The sequence below is a fragment of the Pectobacterium odoriferum genome, from assembly GCF_009931295.1.
In the GTDB taxonomy this organism is placed as follows: domain Bacteria; phylum Pseudomonadota; class Gammaproteobacteria; order Enterobacterales; family Enterobacteriaceae; genus Pectobacterium; species Pectobacterium odoriferum.
This window is the reverse complement of record NZ_CP034938.1, coordinates 4134568-4155747: the sequence shown is the minus strand read 5'-3', so window position 1 is coordinate 4155747 and position 21180 is coordinate 4134568. Positions and strand designations below refer to the sequence as shown.

Sequence of the window (21180 nt, the reverse complement as noted above, 5' to 3'; positions counted from 1 at the left end):
CTCAGTTTTTCGATGTTGTGTTGCCACTGGATACGTGGCATTTGTGAGATTAAAACTATTATGGTCATGAATATCCTAACCAAAATTTTTGGTAGCCGTAACGATCGTACGCTGCGTCGTATGCGTAAAAATGTTGATGTCATCAGCCGTTTAGAGCCAGAAATGGAAAAACTTTCAGATGAGGAACTGCAAGCGAAAACGCTGGAGTTCCGTGTTCGTCTGGAAAAAGGCGCGACGCTTGAAAGCCTGCTGCCAGAAGCCTTCGCTGTGGTGCGTGAATCCAGTAAGCGTGTATTTGGTATGCGCCACTTCGACGTGCAGCTTCTCGGCGGTATGGTACTGAACGAACGCTGCATCGCGGAGATGCGTACCGGTGAAGGTAAAACGCTGACGGCAACGCTGCCTGCGTACCTGAATGCGCTGACGGGTCGTGGCGTACACGTGGTTACCGTGAACGACTATCTGGCACAGCGTGATGCCGAAAATAACCGTCCGTTGTTTGAATTTCTTGGCCTGAGCGTAGGTATTAACCTGCCGGGAATGCCTGCTCCGGCGAAGCGTGAAGCGTATGCCGCAGACATCACCTACGGTACCAATAACGAATACGGTTTTGACTACCTGCGTGACAACATGGCGTTCAGCCCAGAAGAACGTGTACAGCGTAAATTGTACTACGCTCTGGTGGATGAGGTTGACTCCATCCTGATCGATGAAGCGCGTACGCCGCTGATCATTTCAGGCCCGGCTGAAGACAGCTCTGAGCTTTATATCAGCGTCAATAAAATCATCCCTCACCTGATCCGTCAGGAGAAAGAAGATTCGGATACTTTCCATGGCGAAGGCCACTTCTCAGTTGATGAGAAAGCGCGTCAGGTTAACCTCACCGAGCGTGGTCTGGTTCTGGTAGAAGAACTGCTGGTGCGGGAAGGTATTATGGAGGAGGGGGAATCACTGTACTCTCCGACGAACATCATGCTGATGCACCATGTTACCGCCGCGCTGCGTGCGCACGTGCTGTTTACCCGCGATGTGGACTACATTGTGAAAGACGGTGAAGTGATCATCGTTGACGAACACACTGGCCGTACCATGCAGGGGCGTCGTTGGTCTGATGGTCTGCATCAGGCTGTGGAAGCGAAAGAGAAGGTGACCATTCAGAATGAAAACCAGACGCTGGCTTCCATTACCTTCCAGAACTACTTCCGCCTGTATGAAAAACTGGCCGGTATGACCGGTACGGCAGATACCGAAGCGTTCGAGTTCAGCTCCATCTATAAGCTGGATACGATTGTGGTGCCGACCAACCGTCCGATGATTCGTAAAGACTTGCCTGACCTGGTCTACATGACTGAGCAGGAAAAAATCGATGCCATCATTGAAGATATCAAAGACCGCTCTGTAAAAGGCCAGCCTATTCTGGTCGGTACGATCTCCATTGAGAAATCAGAAGTGGTTTCTCAAGCGCTGGAAAAAGCGGGCATCAAACACAATGTGTTGAATGCGAAATTCCACGCCATGGAAGCGGACATCGTTGCACAGGCAGGTCAGTCTGGTGCGGTCACCATCGCGACCAACATGGCCGGTCGTGGTACGGACATCGTATTGGGTGGTAGCTGGCAGGCAGAAGTCGCACATCTGGAAAACCCAGATGACGCACAAATTGCAGAAATCAAAGCAGCCTGGAAAGTGCGCCATGATGCGGTGTTGGCTGCGGGTGGTTTGCACATTATTGGTACAGAGCGCCATGAATCTCGCCGTATCGATAACCAGCTGCGTGGTCGTTCCGGTCGCCAAGGGGATGCGGGTTCATCACGTTTCTATCTGTCGATGGAAGATGCGCTGATGCGTATTTTTGCCTCCGATCGCGTTTCCAACATGATGCGCAAGCTGGGTATGAAACCGGGCGAAGCGATTGAGCACCCGTGGGTCACCAAGGCGATTGCTAACGCACAGCGTAAAGTGGAAAGCCGTAACTTTGATATTCGTAAACAGCTGCTGGAATACGATGATGTGGCGAACGACCAACGTCGTGCGATCTACACACAGCGTAACGAACTGCTGGATGTATCCGATATCAGTGAAACCATCACCAGTATTCGTGAGGATGTGTTTAAAGCGACTATCGACAGCTATATTCCACCGGAATCTCTGGAAGAAATGTGGGATACGGAAGGCCTGGAACAACGCCTGAAGAACGACTTCGATCTGGATATGCCTATCAAGGCGTGGCTGGATAAAGAGCCTGAGCTGCACGAAGAAACGCTACGTGAACGTATTTTCCAGCACGCACTTGAGGTTTATCATCGCAAAGAAGAAGTGGTTGGCACGGAAGTCATGCGCAACTTCGAGAAAGGCGTGATGCTGCAGACGCTGGATTCCTTGTGGAAAGAGCATCTGGCGGCAATGGATTACCTGCGTCAGGGCATCCATCTGCGTGGTTATGCACAGAAAGATCCGAAACAAGAATATAAGCGTGAGTCGTTCTCTATGTTTGCCGCGATGCTGGAATCACTGAAATATGAAGTGATCAGCACGCTGAGCAAAGTCCAGGTGAGAATGCCGGAAGAAATCGAAGCGCTGGAGCAGCAACGCCGTGAAGAAGCTGAGCGTTTGGCGCAGCAGCAACAGTTTAGCCATCAGGAAGAAGATAGCCTGAATACGGGTTCACCGGCGCAGGCAGACCGTAAAATTGGACGTAACGACCCTTGCCCATGTGGTTCAGGTAAGAAATATAAGCAGTGCCACGGTCGCTTACAGAAATAATTGACTGCTGAATCCCGTGATTAAAATGTGATAAGTACAAGGGCGGTCATTGACCGCCTTTTACTTGATAAGAACCTGATAGGAAGTGTCATGACGCAAAAACAGTTATCCGTCGCGGTCGGCATCATCCGCAATGCGGAGCAGCAATATTTCATTGCTCGCCGCCCTGATGGCGTTCATATGGCAGGGATGTGGGAATTTCCCGGTGGTAAAGTTGAAGAGGGCGAAACACCAGAGCAGGCGTTGATTCGTGAACTGCATGAAGAAACGGGTATCGAAGCCAGCGCACCACAGGCGCTAAACGACAAAACGTTTTCTACGCCGGAGAGAATCATCACACTTCATTTCTTTCTGGTTGAAACGTGGCAGGGGCAACCCTATGGTCGGGAAGGTCAGGAATCTCGCTGGGTTAGCGTAGAAGAATTACGTGAGGAGGAATTTCCGCCAGCGAATGCGGAGATGATCCGCTGGCTGAAATCGCTTTAATCTAGCTTTACTTTTTCCTGTCTGAAAGCCCCTGCCTGAAAACTATAGTAGCGAAACGCGGTCGTTAGCGCGTTTCGCTCCATTCTTCACTATCAGAAACCATATCATCACTTGGAATGCGCTTTTCTTCATCAGCCCATTCACCCAAATCGATGAGCTGACAACGTTTGCTGCAAAATGGGCGATAGATGCTGGCTGCTTCCCAGATGACCGCCTGCTTGCAGGTTGGGCATTTCACCGTCGTAATTTCTGTTGTCATAAGATTCTTTTTCACTCTATTTGTGACTTAACGCATTCTGGTTTGTCAGGGCTGGGTCTAGCAGCAGGCCAGTTCAAATGTTAAACGCGGAGGAATGTGGCCGTTTTCACTATCTAATGGTAGAAAACGGATGGCATAGCGTGTCTTATGGCCGGAGATCTGCGGATAGAGCTGATGTACCTGTTCAAGGCGCAAACGTAGCAGGTCAGCATCGGAGGCATTGTCCTGGAAGAAACCGTTCAGGCTGGTCTGCGGGCGGAACGTGCCGGAGTGGCGGATCAGCTTCAGGATCATATCCAGCGCTTGTTTGAGCGGCGACAAGGAGTTAAGCCAGCCGGAAACCAATTTCTCGCGCAGTTCCTGAGGCTGGTGCAGCCAGCTATGCAGAGTGGGCAGATCGAAACTACAGCATCCGCCGGGGATACCGAGCCGCTGGCGTACCATGCCAATCAGGCGATCTTCCCGCAAGAACTGCCCCATTCGTGGTGCGGCCATCAGCGTACTGGCCAGATCTTTCAACTGGCGTCTCAGCGTATGGATGCGCTCCATGTCAACGCCCGGTACATCACTCCATTGCAGCAGTTTTTGCTGTTGCCGCTCCAGTTCTTTCAGTAGCTCGGTACGGACATCTCCACGTTCCAGCACATCGAGCAGTTCGGCGATAGCACGAAAAAATGTCAGAGCGCCTCCCATATCGGTCAGTGTGTGGTTTTGATGCAACTGCTGCAATAATGACTCGATACGCAACCAGGTACGTGTTTTTTCGTTCAGCGGGTATTCGAATAAAATCGTTGAGGGGGCGTCACTCATTCTTAGTCATCCTGTCGGCTGCGGAGGCGGCGAGCTCTAGGTACTGGCAGTGTAATTCCGAAACCTGTGGAGCCAGCTCGTTTGGGCAGCGACTGTTATCAATAATATCATCGGCATAAGCCAGGCGCTGTTCTCGGGTAGCCTGTGCCGACAGTATGTTTTCTGCTTGTTGCCGACTGATGCCATCGCGGGCCAGTGTACGTGCAAGCTGTGTGTCTTTATCTACATCAACGACTAGAATACGCTGGGCTCGCTGCTGTAAACCGTTCTCCACCAGTAAAGGGACGACCCACAGAATGTACGGTGCGGATGCAGCCTGAAACTGGGCCTGTGTTTCCTGATGGATCAACGGGTGGAGTAAATTATTCAGCCACTGTTTCTCCTCAGGTGAGGAAAAAATCCGTTGGCGTAGTGCGGCACGATCCAATGAACCATCGGTATTGAGCATAGCGTCGCCAAACCGGAGCCTGATGGCATCCAGTGCGGGTTTCCCAGGCTCGACTACCTGACGCGCGATGATATCCGCATCAACGATAGTGGCCCCTAATTTGGCAAATTCATCGGCTACGGTGCTTTTTCCGCTGCCGATACCGCCCGTTAAGGCTACGATGTATGTCATTGCACCCGTGTTGAAAAGTTAACATTTCTACTATTTTCAAAGGTGAGGGATACCTTCCCGCCCCTTTGAAGTCAATCAGGCATCAACCGAAGTGTGCTTCACGTTATCACTTTGCTGGGTGATAGGTAAATTTCTCTGATTTTATCCCAAATAAAGTGAAAATCGCAGTCTTGCCGCAGGATTATTCCTGCGTATGATAACGTCACTGGTAAAGGGCTATTATTTTTTCAGAAATGATTATGCTTAGTAACAATACTGAGCATTCCGCCGTCACTAACCAGGAACTCGAACCTCATGCGTATTGAAGAAGATTTAAAGTTAGGCTTTAAAGACGTTCTCATCCGGCCAAAGCGTTCGACGCTGAAAAGCCGCTCCGATGTTGAACTGGAGCGTCAATTCACCTTCCTCCATGCTGGCGGCAACTGGTCCGGCGTACCGATTATCGCGGCCAACATGGATACCGTCGGTACGTTTAGCATGGCGGAAGTCCTCGCCTCTTTTGATGTTCTGACGGCTGTCCATAAACATTATTCTGTCGAGCAATGGTCTCAGTTTGTGCAACGCACACCAGCATCGATATTGCGCCATGTGATGGTCTCGACCGGGACATCTGAGGCTGATTTCATCAAGTTAAAGCAAATCTTAGCGCTGTCGACTGAGCTGAAATTCATCTGCATCGACGTAGCCAATGGTTATTCTGAGCACTTTGTCACGTTCCTGCAAAAAGCGCGTGAGGCTTGCCCAGACAACGTGATCTGCGCTGGAAATGTCGTGACCGGCGAAATGGTGGAAGAGCTTATCCTCTCCGGCGCGGATATCGTGAAAGTTGGCATTGGCCCAGGTTCTGTCTGCACGACCCGCGTTAAAACGGGGGTAGGTTATCCTCAGCTTTCTGCCGTGATCGAATGCGCCGATGCAGCACATGGTCTCGGTGGACAAATCGTGAGCGACGGCGGATGCGCCATGCCAGGCGATGTAGCCAAAGCATTTGGTGGCGGAGCCGATTTCGTTATGCTGGGCGGTATGTTGGCAGGACATGATGAATGTGAAGGCACCATCGTTGAAGAAAACGGTGAGAAAATGATGCTGTTCTACGGCATGAGTTCCGCATCTGCGATGGAACGTCACGTCGGTGGAGTAGCGGAGTACCGTGCCGCAGAAGGAAAAACCGTGAAATTGCCTCTGCGTGGTCCGGTAGACAATACTGTACGCGATATTCTTGGCGGCCTGCGGTCGGCCTGCACCTATGTTGGTGCATCCCGTTTGAAAGAGCTGACGAAGCGTACAACGTTTATCCGCGTGGCAGAGCAGGAAAACCGCATTTTCAACGGATAGCTGCCGCTGTTACGCGCCGTCTATTTTGCTGTTAGCGAGGGCGTGCGGCCTAACGTGTAAGCGTTGTCGTGCTGTATTGGTCGGTTCAGGCTCCGGCCAATACATTCCCCAACTGGAAGATAGGCAAATACATACCAATCACCAGTGCCCCGACCATTCCCCCGACGACCATCATCAGCAACGGTTCCAGCGTTTGTGTCAGCATGTCTGCCTGCTGCTGTACTCGACCCTCATGCCATTCTGCCAGTTGTGTAAAAATCGCGTCCAACGCACCGGTTTCTTCCCCCACGCGAATCAACTGCGGACAGGGTGCAGGGAACAGCATGGCGTGATGCTGTGTGGCATGGTATAGCGATGTACCCTGATGCAGCTGCACTTGTATCTGTTGAATTGCGGCCTGATAAAGCGGATGACGGATCGTCGCGGCGGCATCAAGTCCTTCCGGGAGCGTCAAGCCAGCATGTTGCGTCATGGCGAGAATATGGAATATCTGATTCAGCGATTTACCGCGTAGCAGGCTGGATACGATAGGAAGCTTCAGCAGCCATTCTTGCTCTCGGGTTTTCCATAATGGCCGTTTCTGTCTCAAACGGGCATACCCCACTATCAGGCCACTGAGTACCAGCAACCCAATGAGTCCGTAGTCAGTGATTATCCCTGCCAGATGAAGCAACTGCTGGGTAAACCACGGCAACGGCGTATCGAACGAGGAATAAAGCGTCGCAAACTCGGGCAGAACCAGCGTCAACATCATCATGCTGACCACTATGGCAATTGCCAAAACAAAGCAGGGGTAGCGTAGTGCTTTGATGACTTTCTGTTGCAGTCGGGACTGTTTTTCTTGCTGCTGAGCGAGCTGTAGGCAGCATACATCCAGTTTCCCGGTCAATTCGCCGACGGCAATGAGGGATTGATACAGAACGGGAAAGACATGAGGATATTCGTGCAATGCCTCAGACAGCGAGCTTCCCTGAGCAACATGGGTACGAACATCTCGTAATACGCAGCGCCAGCCGGGGCGCTCGTGCTGTTCCGATACCAGTTTTAATGCTTCCAGCAGCGGTAATCCTGCTTGTAGCAGGGCAGCAAGCTGTTTGATTAACTCGCCTAGCTGTTCACGTTTCCAGTCGCGTAGCGACAGATAATGGCCAGCTTTTACGAGAAGCGGCTGGTAGCCCTGTGCAATCAGGCTGGCATAGGCGTGCTGGCGATGTGTGCTAATGAGTTCTCCATCGATAAATTCGCCCTCAGACGTGATGGCCTGCCAGTGATATAAGCGCTGTAGCCTCATTGCGTATCCTGATTTATTGCGTGCTCATCGCCCACTACACGGTAGACTTCAGCAAGTGAGGTCAGGCCGTCGTTGACCAACTCAAGTCCTGCGGCCAGCAAGGTTGGAAAACCTGAGTTGTGAGACAGTGCAGATAACTCCCCTGTGCTGGCGTTGCCCGCTAGCGCTGCCTGAAAATCTGGCGTGATAGGCAATAACTCATAGAGCGCGGCGCGGCCATAGTAGCCAGAAAAACAGTGGCTACAGCCGCAGGCTTGCCAATGTTGCAGTGGCCCTTGCCATACGTCGTGTGGCAGTGAAAGTAGTGGTTCTCCTGGGGTTTTACAGTGCGGGCATAGCCGGCGTACAAGGCGTTGGGCAATGATGAGTTTTAGCGCCGCAGCTAACAGGTAACCGGGGATGCCGAGATGGCTGAGTCGAGTTAACGTGTCTACGGCGGAATTGGTGTGCAGCGTGGACATGACCAGATGGCCGGTTTGTGCGGCTTTTACCGCAATTTCTGCGGTTTCAGCATCGCGGATTTCACCGATCATAATGACGTCTGGATCCTGTCGCAGCAGCGCACGTAAAACTCGGCCAAAGCCCAGTTCAGCTTTAGGGTTGATTGCCGTTTGGTTGATTCCCTCCAAGGGAATTTCAACTGGATCTTCTACGCTACAGATATTGCGACTGCACTCGTTTAGCCAGCGTATCGCGCTGTAAAGCGTAACGGTTTTTCCACTGCCCGTTGGACCTGTGACTAACAGCATTCCCTGTGAGGCGCTCAGCACGCTAATCACCTGCTGTAATGCCTTTGCGGTGAGCCCAAGTTTATCCAGTGCCAGCTCCTGCTGATGCGTTTGCAAGATACGCAGTACGACTTTTTCTCCCTGTTGCACGGGGAGGGTTGCAATGCGTAACGAATAGGCTTGTTGATCCAGCGTCAGGCTGAATTGGCCGTCCTGCGGCAACCGCCGTTCAGCGATGTTCAGCTTGCCCATGATTTTCAGCCGCGCGGTAATACGGTTTGTCAGTTCGGGCGGCGGTGCGGATATGGCCTGTAGCACGCCGTCGATGCGTAGACGTACGCGATAGCTGTCCAGTAATGGCTCAAAGTGGATATCAGAGGCGCGCCGCTGAATGGCGAGACGCAGCGTTTGATGGATAAATTGTGCAACGGGGGAGTCATCGTCATGCTCTTGTTGCCCGGTGCTGTTGTGATAAGTGCTGTTATAAGTGTTGGCATGGTAGGTTTCTGTGGGCTCGGCAACAGCGTTCACTGGGTTAAGCTGTTGTTCCATTCTGGCCTGTGGCCATTGTTCCACCATAATTCGGCGATTGCTGGCGAAACGCAGCGCGGCAATCATTTCCGCAGAAGGGGAAGCCGTGACGGCGACCGACAGCGTTTGTTCATCGAGACTGAGCAACAGGGCCTGATAACGTCGGCACAGCGTCTGTAACTCGCTGAGCGTATGCTCAGAGGAGAAGGAGGAATCTGTCATGATTAGCCTGCCGTATTATCGAAACGGAAAACGTCCTGACAGGCGGATTGCAGGCTCTCTGCGTTGTCATCCGTGGCACAGTTTTTCGTCCAGCGTGAAGTGCCGATTTCGGTATCCCACGCTGGTGTCAGAATAACGCGCAGCCCTTGCAGAGTGGATTGTCCGGTCAGTGTAATCACCCCTTGAGCGACGCTAACGGCGCTGACATAGCGTGAAGATTTGCTGCCCGGTATTCCCTGATTACCTGCATTGCAGGTCGTGAAAGCGGCATTTTCCAGACCACAGAGATCGACTGGCGTTTTATAAGACACCATCGTTTGTAGCATGTCCGTCAGCGCTGCTTTTTGCAGATAGCCTTGATAAGCCGGTACGCCAATAGCGCTGAGGATGGCGACGATCGCAATGACGATCATCAGCTCAATCAGCGTAAATCCTTGTTGTTTTGTCATGTTGATTTCCCTGTTGTTGCATATAAATTTTGTGGCGCATAAATGTTGCGTTACAGAAATCCATACGGATGGCTGGCAGCATAGAAAAGCGCGTGAAGGCTGACGAGCAGGGAAATGTGAAACAGGAAAGCGCCACGACATGTTTTTATATATTTGCAAAGGATTGAAAATTTTTTGCGAGCAGAGACGCAATTTTCACGCTGTCGGGGCAGGTCGTTCGTGTGGGATTGTCAGTCTATGGCGTTACGATGGTGTGCAAGAGGATGAGAGGCAGAGAGGTGAGCGAGGTGCGAAATCGCACCTCGCCGGGAGAAATAGAGGAACGGTTAGACGAAGCGCATGGATAAATCCAGTGCCTGTACGTGCTTGGTTAACGCCCCTACTGAGATATAGTCCACGCCAGTTTCCGCATAGCCACGCAGCGTGTCGAGGGTGACATTGCCGGATATTTCCAGCAGCGCATGGCCTTGTGCTATAGCAACGGCTTCTCGGATGTTAGCGAGACTGAAATTATCCAGCATGATGATATCTGCGCCCGCTTCCAGCGCCTGCTGTAACTCATCCAGCGATTCGACTTCAACTTCTACCGGAACATCGCTGCGTAAAGACTGCGCTTTTTCTACCGCATTTTTGATTGAGCCAGCGGCGATGATGTGGTTCTCCTTAATCAGGAAGGCGTCGGATAAACCGAGTCGGTGGTTGTCTCCGCCACCGCATGATACGGCGTATTTCAGCGCGGTTCTTAGCCCCGGCAGCGTTTTGCGCGTATCCAGCAGCCGAGTGCGTGTTCCCTGCAATACAGCAACATAGTGGCTGACTTCGGTTGCGACGCCTGACAGCGTTTGCAGAAAATTCAGCGCCGTGCGTTCGCCTGTCAGGAGCTGTTTGGCTGGGCCTGTGATGTCACACAGCGTTTGGTTAGGAGTGATAGCGTCGCCATCGGCAACGTGCCAGACGATCGTTGTCGTGTTGCCTAATTGAGAAAAGACTTCCTCAAGCCAGCGCGTGCCGCAGAATATACCCGCTTCACGCGTGATAATGCGTGCGCTGACGGTCTCATTGTCGGGTAACAGAAGGGCGGTAATATCTTGATTAGCATCGACGATGCCACCTAAATCTTCACGCAAGGCCAGTTGCACGCTGGCGGGGATATCTTGTGCAATACGAGCGAGCAAGGCTTGTTGGCGTTGTTCCTGACTGTAGCGACGCGTTGACATGACAAAACTCCGAAGGGGGATTCGGAGGTCTATGCTACCTTGTTTATATCAGGACATCCAGAATGAATAATTATTACAATTCAATCTGTTACTGTTATTAGCTTTCCGGCGAGCGATCTGCGATCGCCGGAAAGGGATGCAATTTTAGAAGTTGTAACCAACGACCAGGTAGTAGCCCCAACCGGTAGATTTCACTTCAAACGGACCTTTGCCGAAATTGAGTTCTGCGCCATCAGCCCATTGGCCGCCGTTGTGGAAATAACGTGCGACGAAAGAGTAGTGCCAATGGTCGTAGCCCAGCGCCAGAATATGGCTGGAGGCAATGGAGTTGTTGGTGCGGCTTGCATTCGATTTATCACGCAGTTCTGAGCCAAAATCGAAATTGGTGAAGCTGATATACGAGACGTTTCCGCCCAGCATTGAGCCCAGTGGGTAAGAGTATTTCACTTTTACACGGTAGCCATCCCACTCGTTTTCGTTCGCTGCGCCGTAGTTCTGCCATTGATATTTGGCATAGCCGTTCAGTGAGAGAGACAAATCGGTACCGGTATCAATATCTGTACCTAAGCCCATGTACCACGTGCTTTGGCGTGAACCGCTGTTGCGACCCTGATCGTAAATAATGTTATTGGCGATGTACCATTCTTTAAACGGACCAAAGCTGAGATCAGCGCCCGTCAGCTTATCAATAGAGAAGCGTGGTTCGATCTCGACAAACAGCGGAGAGCCTTTGTCCCAAATGCCACGGCTATCGGGATCGCCACCAAAAAATTTAGGCGCATCGGCGTAGCCGTAGAAATCGAACCAGTCTTTACGTGCAAACGCTTCGTATTCCAGGTAGGTCGTGCTGTTCAGTTGCGGTCCGAAACGGGTGTGGGCGCTGCCGACGACGTTAATGCTCTGATGCCACCAGTCGGACAGGTATTCGGCTTTATTGCTGTCGGCAAGAACAGGCATTGAGCATGACAGTGCGAGCAGGGCGCCTGCAGCGAAAGTTTTTTTCATGTTAAGTACCATAGTGTTAGACGTCATGTACGTCGTACGTAAGACCGCAAAATAAGTTTTGGTAATATCTAAAAAAATCAGAAGATAATTTTGTCATGTATTTTAAGTAAAAATAGACGCAATGCACGAAAACGATTGCCTATTATTACGTTATTACATTTGTAATGTGATTTTAATCACATAATGGTGTTGGGGATTTCACCTTACTAAAAAAGATATCGGGATTGCTTTCAGGCAGAAAAATCGGCGGGGATATCACAAAATAAACGGTAAAACCTATTGATACCCAGTTGAATAGATAGCATGGCGTGAAACATGGTATCTTGGATACAAGGACTTTTAGCTACGTGGCTTTACGCCTGAAATTGATTTTTCGCCTGATTCAGCCGACAAACGATACGATGCGAGGTTATCGCCGATGCTTTTGGAAAATGGCTGGTTATCCGACATTACACACACGCTTTCACCACATTATGATGGTCGCCCGAATAATGAGGTGCCTTCCCTACTGGTGATCCACAATATTAGTCTGCCGCCCGGTGAGTTTGGCGGCCCGTATATTGATCAACTGTTTACGGCCACTTTGGATCCCTCGGCGCATCCCTATTTCGCCGATATTTCCCATTTACGCGTCGCCGCACACTGCCTGATTCGTCGTGATGGGCAAATCATACAGTATGTGCCTTTCGAGCAGCGCGCCTGGCATGCTGGCGTTTCGGTGTTTGAAGGCCGGGAACGCTGCAATGATTTCTCTATCGGCATTGAACTGGAAGGGACGGATACGCTGCCTTTTACCGCGGAGCAGTATCACTCTCTGGTTGCGATTACACACCTGTTAATGCGGGCCTATCCCATTACGCCGTCGCGCATTACCGGACACTGCGACATCGCTCCGGGCCGCAAAACCGACCCCGGCCCGGCATTTGACTGGGACGGCTACCATCGTCTGCTACAAGAAAACTGGACAGAGAACAAAGGGAGCCTGGATTAATGACGCTGTTTACACTGTTGCTTACACTGGCATGGGAGCGCTTGTTCAAACAGGGCGAGCACTGGCAGATCGATCATCGGCTTGAGGTCGTGTTCCGGCACGTGCCGTCTCCGTCTTTATTTCAAACGCTGTTCCTGACGCTGTGCAGCATGGGTATCGTGGGGTGCCTGCTGTGGCTCACGAGCGGTATTCTGTTCGGCCTGATTTCTCTTTTGCTGTGGATTGTCATCAGCCTGATGTGCATTGGTGCGGGTGAAATTCGTCAGCACTATCGGCGCTATTTGCAGGCCGCACAGCGCGGTGAGGCGGATGCCAGCCGGGAAATGGCGGCGGAGCTGGCGCTGATTCACGGTCTGCCCGTTGGCACGGGCGAAAGCGAGCAATTGAAAGAGTTGCAAAACGCGCTGCTGTGGATAAATTTCCGGTTTTATTTAGCGCCGTTGTTCTGGTTTATCGTTGCTGGACCCTACGGGCCGATTGCGTTGATGGGGTACGCGTTTTTACGCGCCAGACAGACCTGGCTTGCCCGCCACCACACCCCGCTGGAGCGCGCGCAGTCTGGCGTCGATAGTTTGTTGCATTGGCTTGACTGGATTCCTGCCCGCTTGGTCGGTGCTGCTTATGCACTGCTGGGGCACGGCGAGAAAGCGCTGCCTGCCTGGTTCGCCTCGCTGGGAGATTCTCGCAGTTCACAGTATTGGGTGTTAACTCAACTGGCTCAATTTTCTCTGGCGCGTGAATCCCACGTTGAGCCTGTAGAGACACCGAAAGCCGCCGTGACGCTAGCGAAAAAAGTGACGTTAGCACTGGTGGTGGTGGTGGCACTCCTGACGATATACGGTGCGCTGGTTTGATTTCCAACCGTTTGCCAGATATGAAAATGGCCGACAGAGTCGGCCATGGAAAAGCAGGATGGGTGAACGCTGGAGCTGTTTAGTTCGCCTGATTTTTCTTTTTGATAAAGTAGCCCACGCCCAGAATAACCAGCCAGACCGGAATCAGCATGACGGAAATCTGAATCCCCGGCGTCAGGAACATGATGACCAGTATACCCGCAAGGAACAGCAGACAGAGGTAGTTACCCAGCGGATAAAGCAGCGCTTTAAACTTGGTCACCGTACCTTCTTTGTCCTTTTGCGCACGGAACTTCAGGTGCGCCAGACTGATCATCGCCCAGTTAATCACAAGAGCAGACACGACCAGCGCCATCAATAGTTCGAACGCTTTGCCGGGGATAAGGTAGTTGATCAGCACGCACAGCGCCGTTGCCAGCGCGGAGATACCGATAGCAACAACCGGAACGCCACGGGCATCGACGGTTTTCAGTACTTTCGGCCCGTTACCCTGTTTCGCCAGACCGAACAGCATGCGGCTGTTGCAATATACGCAGCTGTTATAAACGGACAGCGCAGCGGTCAATACCACGATGTTCAGCACCGTTGCTACGACGTTACTGTTCAGTTCATGGAAGATCATGACGAACGGGCTACCGCCTTCCACAACCTTGCCCCACGGGTACAGTGACAGCAGGATAGCGAGTGAACCGATGTAGAAAATCAGGATGCGGTAGATAACCTGATTGGTCGCGCGTGGAATGCTTTTCTCTGGGTCATCCGCTTCTGCTGCGGTAATCCCCACCAGTTCCAGCCCGCCAAATGAGAACATGATCACGGCCATCGCCATCACCAGACCGAGCACGCCGTTCGGGAAGAACCCGCCCTGCGCCCACAGGTTGGTTACGGTTGCTTCCGGCCCGCCCGTACCGCTGAGTAGCAGCCAGCCACCGAAGACGATCATGCCAATAATCGCGACGACTTTGATGATGGCAAACCAGAATTCCATTTCACCGTAGACTTTGACGTTCGCCAGATTGATGGCGTTAATCAGCAGGAAGAAGACGGCGGCGGATACCCAGGTTGGAATGTCTGGCCACCAGTACTGGACGTAAATCCCCACGGCGCTGAGCTCGGCCATGGCGACCAGCACATACAGCACCCAATAGTTCCATCCCGATGCAAAGCCCGCGAAATCACCCCAGTATTTATAAGCAAAGTGGCTGAACGATCCGGCTACCGGCTCTTCAACCACCATCTCGCCCAGTTGGCGCATAATGAGAAACGCGATCAGGCCGCCAATTGCATAGCCTAACAGGACCGATGGCCCGGCCATTTTGATTGTCTGTGCAATACCAAGAAAGAGGCCAGTACCTACTGCGCCACCCAAGGCAATCAACTGAATATGACGGTTTTTCAAACCACGCTTTAGCGTGCCGTCCGTTTGTTGATTATCCATCAAATTTAACCCTCTGCCAGTGCAAGTAAAAAACACGGTGTGAACGAACACGCGTATTAGTGACTATACGTTTGTGTAATTTTATTTTTACGGGGTGGTGTTTCTTAAAATAAGAAAACCGCTACCGTTTGGCAGAGAATAGTGGTAAGTACGCAAGATTGCACTGATTTCTTATAGTCTGATAATTAAAAACTATCGCCACCTCAAAAATTTTACCTTTCCCTGATTAAGAACCCGATGACGAGAAAATCGAGAGATGATTTTTTAGGGGGGAAGGGGCTTTCTACCCCTTTAGATTTACTCCCTTTTATTATCTCTTTATCCCTGCTGTAAAATGGTGTTTACCCCGATAGGGATCTGCGGGTAATTACACTTTCCTTCTGAGAATAAAAAACCTTATTTTTTGCATTTAAATTCACTATTTTCGTATTTAAACGGTTCAGCAACGCCTGCTTTACGTTTCAAAAAAGTTAAAATATAGACAGAGGGGATTAATGGTAATACCACAGGCGGGCTATCACTTTGCCGCATGTTTCTCGTGCATTTGTTAAAATCTGGTGGGATTGGTGATTTAGCTCAAGGTCCTTATGGACAGAAGGTGAATACTTTGTTACTTTAGCGTCACGTTTTTGAAATTGGTATTACCAATTGACTCCGCGCCATTCGCAGAGAAGAATTCACTATGGCATACAGCAAGATCCGTCAGCCCAAACTGTCAGATGTGATTGAACAGCAGCTGGAGTTTCTGATTCTTGAGGGAACCTTGCGCCCCGGCGAGAAGCTCCCACCGGAGCGCGAACTAGCAAAACAGTTCGATGTTTCCCGCCCTTCTCTGAGAGAAGCCATTCAACGCCTGGAAGCCAAAGGTCTCCTTTTGCGCCGTCAGGGTGGTGGTACCTTCGTTCAAGCCAATCTATGGCAAAGTGTCAGCGATCCGCTGGCAGAATTACTGAGCACACATCCCGAATCACAGTTCGATCTTCTGGAAACGCGTCATGCGCTGGAAGGCATTGCTGCCTACTATGCTGCGTTGCGTGGCACAGAGTCGGATCTGCAACGTATCCGGGATTGTCATGCCGTGATTGAGAAGGCGAGGGAAGCGGGCGATCTGGACGCCGAATCAGAAGCCGTTATGCAGTATCAGGTTGCTGTAACAGAAGCCACGCATAATGTGGTGTTGCTGCATTTGGTGCGCTGTATGGGGCCGATGCTCGAACAGAACGTGAGGCAGAATTTTGAATTGCTTTATTTGAGCCGTGAAGTGTTGGCTCAGGTTAGCATTCATCGCGCCAGCATTTTTGAGGCGATTGTTGCCCGTGAGCCAGAAAAGGCGCGCGAAGCATCACACCGTCATCTGGCGTTTATTGAGGAAGTATTGCTGGATCTTAACCGGGAACATAGTCGGCGCGAGAGATCGCTGCGTCGGCTCCAGCAACGCAGGGATTGAGCATCCGTACTTTGGGGCTCTGAATGCGGTAATGACGACGATGAGCCTGTCTTCATGCGTTTTGCTTAGGACGAAACCCAAGTCAGAATGCAGGAAGACAGGCTCCATAAACTAACTGATTAGAGAAGATAAGGAATAACCATGTCAGATCGTTTAAATAATGACGTGGATCCGATCGAAACCCGCGACTGGCTGCAGGCGATCGAATCGGTCATCCGTGAAGAGGGTGTTGAACGCGCCCAGTTCCTGATTGATCAGGTTCTGAGTGAAGCACGTAAAGGCGGTGTCAGCGTTGCTGCTGGTACAGCTGCACGTCAATACATCAACACCATCGCAGTGGAAGACGAGCCGGAATACCCTGGTAATCTGGATCTGGAACGTCGTATTCGCTCAGCAATCCGCTGGAACGCGATCATGACAGTGCTGCGTGCTTCTAAAAAAGATCTGGATCTGGGCGGCCACATGGCTTCTTTCCAGTCTTCCGCCACTTTCTATGAAGTGTGCTTTAACCACTTCTTCCGTGCTCGCACTGCGCAGGACGGCGGCGACCTGGTCTACTTCCAGGGCCACATCTCTCCGGGCGTTTACGCTCGTGCCTTCCTTGAAGGCCGCCTGACTGAAGATCAGATGAACAACTTCCGTCAGGAAGTTCACGGTAACGGTCTGTCCTCTTATCCGCACCCTAAACTGATGCCGGACTTCTGGCAGTTCCCGACTGTATCTATGGGGCTGGGCCCGATTGGCGCCATCTACCAGGCTAAATTCCTGAAGTATCTGGAAAACCGTGGTCTGAAAGATACCTCTAAACAAACCGTTTATGCCTTCCTGGGCGACGGTGAAATGGACGAACCAGAATCCAAAGGTGCGATCACTATCGCGACCCGTGAAAAACTGGACAACCTGGTATTCGTCATCAACTGTAACCTGCAACGTCTGGATGGTCCGGTTACCGGTAATGGCAAGATCATCAACGAGCTGGAAGGTATCTTCAGCGGCGCTGGCTGGGATGTGATCAAAGTCATGTGGGGCGACCGTTGGGACGAACTGCTGCGTAAAGACACCAGCGGTAAACTGATCCAACTGATGGAAGAAACCGTCGACGGTGACTACCAGACCTTCAAATCCAAAAACGGTGCCTATGTGCGTGAGCACTTCTTCGGTAAATACCCGGAGACGGCAGAACTGGTTAAAGACTGGACCGACGATCAAATTTGGTCACTGAACCGTGGTGGTCACGATCCGAAGAAAGTCTACGCTGCACTGAAAAAAGCGCAGGACACCAAAGGCAAGCCAACCGTTATTCTGGCGCATACCATTAAAGGTTATGGTATGGGCGACGCGGCTGAAGGTAAGAACATCGCGCACCAGGTTAAGAAAGTTAACATGGATGGCGTGCGTTACTTCCGCGATCGCTTCAACGTGCCAGTGTCTGATGCCGACATCGAAAAACTGCCGTACATCACTTTCGATAAAGAGTCTGAAGAGTACAAATACCTGCACGAGCGTCGTCAGGCGCTGGGTGGCTACCTGCCGTCTCGTCAGCCTAACTTCAGCGAAAAATTGGAACTGCCAACGCTGGAAGATTTCAGCACTCTGCTGGAAGAGCAGAACAAAGAAATCTCTACCACTATCGCGTTTGTACGTGCCCTGAACGTGATGCTGAAGAACCAATCTATCAAAGATCGTCTGGTTCCGATCATCGCTGACGAAGCGCGCACCTTCGGTATGGAAGGTCTGTTCCGCCAGATCGGTATTTATAGCCCGAAAGGCCAGCAGTACACTCCGCAGGACCGTGAGCAGGTTGCTTACTACAAAGAAGACCAGAAAGGTCAGATTCTGCAGGAAGGTATCAACGAGCTGGGCGCAGGTTCTTCCTGGCTGGCGGCGGCAACGTCTTACAGCACCAACAACCTGCCGATGATCCCGTTCTACATCTACTACTCCATGTTCGGTTTCCAACGTATCGGCGATCTGTGCTGGGCCGCGGGTGACCAACAGGCGCGTGGCTTCCTGATCGGTGGTACTTCAGGTCGTACGACGCTGAACGGTGAAGGTCTGCAGCACGAAGATGGTCACAGCCACATTCAGTCTCTGACTATCCCGAACTGTATTTCCTACGATCCGGCATTTGCCTACGAAGTTGCTGTCATCATGCATGACGGTCTGCACCGCATGTACGGCGAAGCGCAGGAAAACATTTACTACTACATCACCACGCTGAACGAAAACTACCACATGCCTGCAATGCCGCAGGGTGCGGAAGAAGGTATCCGTAAGGGTATCTACAAGCTGGAAACGGTTGAAGGTAGCAAAGGTAAAGTGCAACTGCTGGGTTCAGGTTCTATCCTGCGTCACGTACGTGAAGCGGCTCAGATTCTGGCGACAGACTACGGCATCGGTTCTGATGTATTCAGCGTAACCTCCTTCACTGAACTGGCACGTGAAGGCCAGGATTGTGAGCGTTGGAACATGCTGCATCCAACCGAAACGCCGCGCGTACCTTACGTAGCTCAGGTTCTGAACGATGCGCCAGCGGTTGCATCTACTGACTACATGAAGCTGTTTGCTGAGCAAATCCGTAGCTTCGTCCCGGCTAGCGATTATCGCGTACTGGGTACTGACGGTTTCGGTCGTTCTGACAGCCGTGAGAACCTGCGTCACCACTTTGAAGTGGATGCGTCTTACGTCGTGGTTGCGGCTCTGGGTGAACTGGCTAAACGCGGTGAAATCGATAAGAAAGTGGTTGCAGATGCCATCACTAAATTCAATATCGATGCAGATAAAGTTAACCCGCGTCTGGCATAAGAGGTAAAGATTACATGGCTATCGAAATCAACGTACCGGACATCGGTGCAGATGAAGTTGAAGTCACCGAAGTGCTGGTGAAGGTTGGCGACAAAGTTGAAGCTGAACAGTCGCTGATCACGGTTGAAGGTGATAAGGCTTCTATGGAAGTCCCTTCTCCGCAGGCTGGTGTCGTGAAAGAGATTAAAGTCTCTGTCGGTGACAAAGTTGAAACTGGCAAACTGATCATGATTTTCGATTCCGCCGACGGTGCAGCTGATGCTGCACCTGCCAAGGCAGAAGAGAAGAAAGAAGCGGCTCCGGCTCCGGCTGCTGCGCCAGCGGCATCGGCAGCGAAAGACGTCAACGTACCGGATATCGGCGGTGACGAAGTCGAAGTGACTGAAGTGCTGGTTAAAGTGGGCGACACCGTTGCTGCTGAACAGTCTCTGATCACTGTAGAAGGCGACAAAGCGTCTATGGAAGTCCCGGCACCTTTCGCAGGTACGGTTAAAGAGATCAAAATCAGCACTGGCGATAAAGTTTCTACCGGTTCTCTGATCATGGTATTCGAAGTGGCGGGTGCTGCACCTGCTGCCGCTCCGGCACAAGCCGCTGATCCAGCAGCAACTGCGCCAGCGGCCTCTGCGGCGAAAGAAGTCAACGTACCGGATATCGGCGGCGACGAAGTTGAAGTGACTGAAGTGATGGTTAAAGTTGGCGATAAAATCGCGGCTGAGCAATCACTGATCACCGTTGAAGGCGACAAGGCTTCAATGGAAGTCCCTGCGCCGTTCGCGGGTACGGTTAAAGAAATCAAAATCAGCACTGGTGATAAAGTTTCTACTGGCTCACTGATCATGGTCTTCGAAGTGGAAGGCGCTGCACCTGCGGCGGCTCCGGCTGCCAAGCAAGAAGCAGCAACTGCACCCGCTCCAGCGGCCAAACCTGCTGCTGCACCAGCAGCGAAAGCTGAAGGCAAGAGCGACTTCGCTGAGAACGATGCTTACGTTCACGCCACGCCGGTTATCCGTCGTCTGGCACGTGAATTCGGCGTGAATCTGGCGAAAGTGAAGGGCTCTGGTCGTAAAGGCCGTATCCTGCGCGAAGACGTTCAGACTTACGTGAAAGATGCCGTGAAACGCGCTGAGTCTGCGCCTGCTGCCGGCGCTGCTACCGGTGGTTCTCTGCCGGGGCTGCTGCCGTGGCCGAAAGTCGATTTCAGCAAGTTTGGTGAAGTTGAAGAAGTGGAATTGGGTCGCATCCAGAAAATCTCTGGTGCTAACCTGAGCCGTAACTGGGTGGTGATCCCGCACGTTACGCACTTTGATAAAACGGATATCACCGATCTGGAAGCGTTCCGTAAACAGCAGAACGCCGAAGCTGAGAAGCGCAGACTGGATGTGAAATTCACCCCAGTTGTCTTCATCATGAAAGCCGTTGCCGCTGCGCTTGAGCAGATGCCACGCTTCAACAGTTCACTGTCTGAAGACGCTCAACGTCTGACGCTGAAGAAATACATCAACATCGGTGTCGCGGTTGATACCCCGAATGGTCTGGTGGTTCCAGTGTTCAAAGACGTGAACAAGAAGAGCATCACTGAGCTGTCTCGCGAACTGATGGCGATCTCCAAGAAAGCCCGTGACGGTAAGCTGACCGCTGGCGAAATGCAGGGCGGATGCTTCACTATTTCCAGCCTGGGCGGCATCGGGACTACGCACTTTGCGCCGATCGTCAACGCGCCGGAAGTGGCTATTCTTGGTGTGTCTAAGTCCGCGATGGAACCGGTCTGGAATGGTAAAGAGTTCACTCCGCGTCTGATGATGCCGATGTCTCTGTCCTTCGACCACCGGGTCATTGACGGTGCTGATGGTGCGCGCTTCATTACCATCATTAACAACACGTTGTCTGACATCCGCCGTCTGGTGATGTAATCGAAAAGCCGGCCTGA

The 21180-nt window shown here is 51.8% G+C and carries 17 protein-coding genes; 8 read left to right on the top strand and 9 right to left on the bottom strand.

The window, feature by feature from the left end; genetic code table 11:
• Window positions 1-60: 60 nt before the first annotated feature.
• Window positions 61-2763 (top strand): preprotein translocase subunit SecA, encoded by a 2703-nt coding sequence (gene secA, locus EO763_RS18725; RefSeq protein ID WP_161529856.1) that lies wholly within the window; start codon window positions 61-63, stop codon window positions 2761-2763.
• Window positions 2764-2853: 90 nt separating this feature from the next.
• Complete coding sequence (mutT, locus tag EO763_RS18720; protein ID WP_039490760.1) at window positions 2854-3249, top strand: 8-oxo-dGTP diphosphatase MutT; 396 nt, start codon at window positions 2854-2856, stop codon at window positions 3247-3249.
• A gap of 64 nt (window positions 3250-3313) precedes the next feature.
• Here the strand turns inward: mutT and yacG are convergent, their stop codons facing one another.
• Genes yacG through coaE form a run of 3 tightly spaced genes read right to left on the bottom strand, consistent with a single transcriptional unit; the run spans window position 3314 to window position 4937 of the window.
• Complete coding sequence (gene yacG, locus EO763_RS18715) at window positions 3314-3508, bottom strand: DNA gyrase inhibitor YacG (RefSeq protein ID WP_039490761.1); 195 nt, start codon at window positions 3506-3508, stop codon at window positions 3314-3316.
• A gap of 57 nt (window positions 3509-3565) precedes the next feature.
• Window positions 3566-4318 carry a cell division protein ZapD gene (gene zapD / locus EO763_RS18710; protein WP_161529855.1) on the bottom strand — a complete coding sequence of 251 codons (753 nt, stop codon included), beginning with the start codon at window positions 4316-4318 and terminating at the stop codon, window positions 3566-3568.
• Window positions 4311-4937 (bottom strand): dephospho-CoA kinase, encoded by a 627-nt coding sequence (gene coaE / locus EO763_RS18705; protein WP_039490763.1) that lies wholly within the window; start codon window positions 4935-4937, stop codon window positions 4311-4313. Before coaE ends, zapD begins: the two co-directional genes overlap by 8 nt.
• Window positions 4938-5231: 294 nt before the next feature.
• Between coaE and EO763_RS18700 the strand changes: the two genes are divergently transcribed.
• Window positions 5232-6272 carry a GMP reductase gene (locus EO763_RS18700; RefSeq protein WP_116586494.1) on the top strand — a complete coding sequence of 347 codons (1041 nt, stop codon included), beginning with the start codon at window positions 5232-5234 and terminating at the stop codon, window positions 6270-6272.
• Between the two features lie 85 nt (window positions 6273-6357).
• Here EO763_RS18700 and hofC read toward each other — a convergent pair whose 3' ends face one another.
• The 5 genes from hofC to EO763_RS18675 form a co-directional block, all read right to left on the bottom strand.
• Complete coding sequence (hofC, locus tag EO763_RS18695; RefSeq protein ID WP_161529854.1) at window positions 6358-7563, bottom strand: protein transport protein HofC; 1206 nt, start codon at window positions 7561-7563, stop codon at window positions 6358-6360.
• A complete protein-coding gene (gspE, locus tag EO763_RS18690) occupies window positions 7560-9044 on the bottom strand; it encodes a type II secretion system protein GspE (RefSeq protein WP_161529853.1) in 1485 nt (494 codons plus the stop codon). The genes hofC and gspE overlap by 4 nt, the downstream gene beginning before the upstream one ends.
• A gap of 2 nt (window positions 9045-9046) precedes the next feature.
• Window positions 9047-9493 carry a prepilin peptidase-dependent pilin gene (ppdD, locus tag EO763_RS18685; protein ID WP_161529852.1) on the bottom strand — a complete coding sequence of 149 codons (447 nt, stop codon included), beginning with the start codon at window positions 9491-9493 and terminating at the stop codon, window positions 9047-9049.
• Between the two features lie 326 nt (window positions 9494-9819).
• Window positions 9820-10710 carry a carboxylating nicotinate-nucleotide diphosphorylase gene (nadC, locus tag EO763_RS18680; RefSeq protein WP_161529851.1) on the bottom strand — a complete coding sequence of 297 codons (891 nt, stop codon included), beginning with the start codon at window positions 10708-10710 and terminating at the stop codon, window positions 9820-9822.
• Between the two features lie 144 nt (window positions 10711-10854).
• Window positions 10855-11715: a nucleoside-specific channel-forming protein Tsx gene (locus tag EO763_RS18675; protein ID WP_161529850.1), complete on the bottom strand. Its 861-nt coding sequence runs from the start codon at window positions 11713-11715 to the stop codon at window positions 10855-10857.
• 418 nt (window positions 11716-12133) lie between these two features.
• Between EO763_RS18675 and ampD the strand changes: the two genes are divergently transcribed.
• The gene (gene ampD, locus EO763_RS18670; protein ID WP_039490770.1) at window positions 12134-12706 is read left to right on the top strand and encodes a 1,6-anhydro-N-acetylmuramyl-L-alanine amidase AmpD; all 573 of its coding nucleotides are present in this window, start codon (window positions 12134-12136) and stop codon (window positions 12704-12706) included.
• The gene (gene ampE, locus EO763_RS18665; RefSeq protein ID WP_161529849.1) at window positions 12706-13560 is read left to right on the top strand and encodes a beta-lactamase regulator AmpE; all 855 of its coding nucleotides are present in this window, start codon (window positions 12706-12708) and stop codon (window positions 13558-13560) included. Before ampD ends, ampE begins: the two co-directional genes overlap by 1 nt.
• 79 nt (window positions 13561-13639) lie before the next feature.
• On the opposite strand, the gene EO763_RS18660 is transcribed toward ampE, so the two are convergent.
• Window positions 13640-14998 carry an amino acid permease gene (locus EO763_RS18660; protein WP_039530971.1) on the bottom strand — a complete coding sequence of 453 codons (1359 nt, stop codon included), beginning with the start codon at window positions 14996-14998 and terminating at the stop codon, window positions 13640-13642.
• A gap of 682 nt (window positions 14999-15680) precedes the next feature.
• On the opposite strand from EO763_RS18660, the gene pdhR reads away from it, so the two are divergent.
• The 3 genes from pdhR (at window position 15681) to aceF (ending at window position 21163) form a co-directional block, all read left to right on the top strand.
• Window positions 15681-16445, top strand: coding sequence for a pyruvate dehydrogenase complex transcriptional repressor PdhR (gene pdhR / locus EO763_RS18655; RefSeq protein WP_010306328.1), 765 nt, complete (start codon window positions 15681-15683; stop codon window positions 16443-16445).
• 141 nt (window positions 16446-16586) lie between these two features.
• The gene (gene aceE, locus EO763_RS18650) at window positions 16587-19250 is read left to right on the top strand and encodes a pyruvate dehydrogenase (acetyl-transferring), homodimeric type (protein WP_161529848.1); all 2664 of its coding nucleotides are present in this window, start codon (window positions 16587-16589) and stop codon (window positions 19248-19250) included.
• 14 nt (window positions 19251-19264) lie between these two features.
• Window positions 19265-21163, top strand: coding sequence for a pyruvate dehydrogenase complex dihydrolipoyllysine-residue acetyltransferase (gene aceF / locus EO763_RS18645; protein ID WP_161529847.1), 1899 nt, complete (start codon window positions 19265-19267; stop codon window positions 21161-21163).
• Window positions 21164-21180 lie beyond the last annotated feature (17 nt).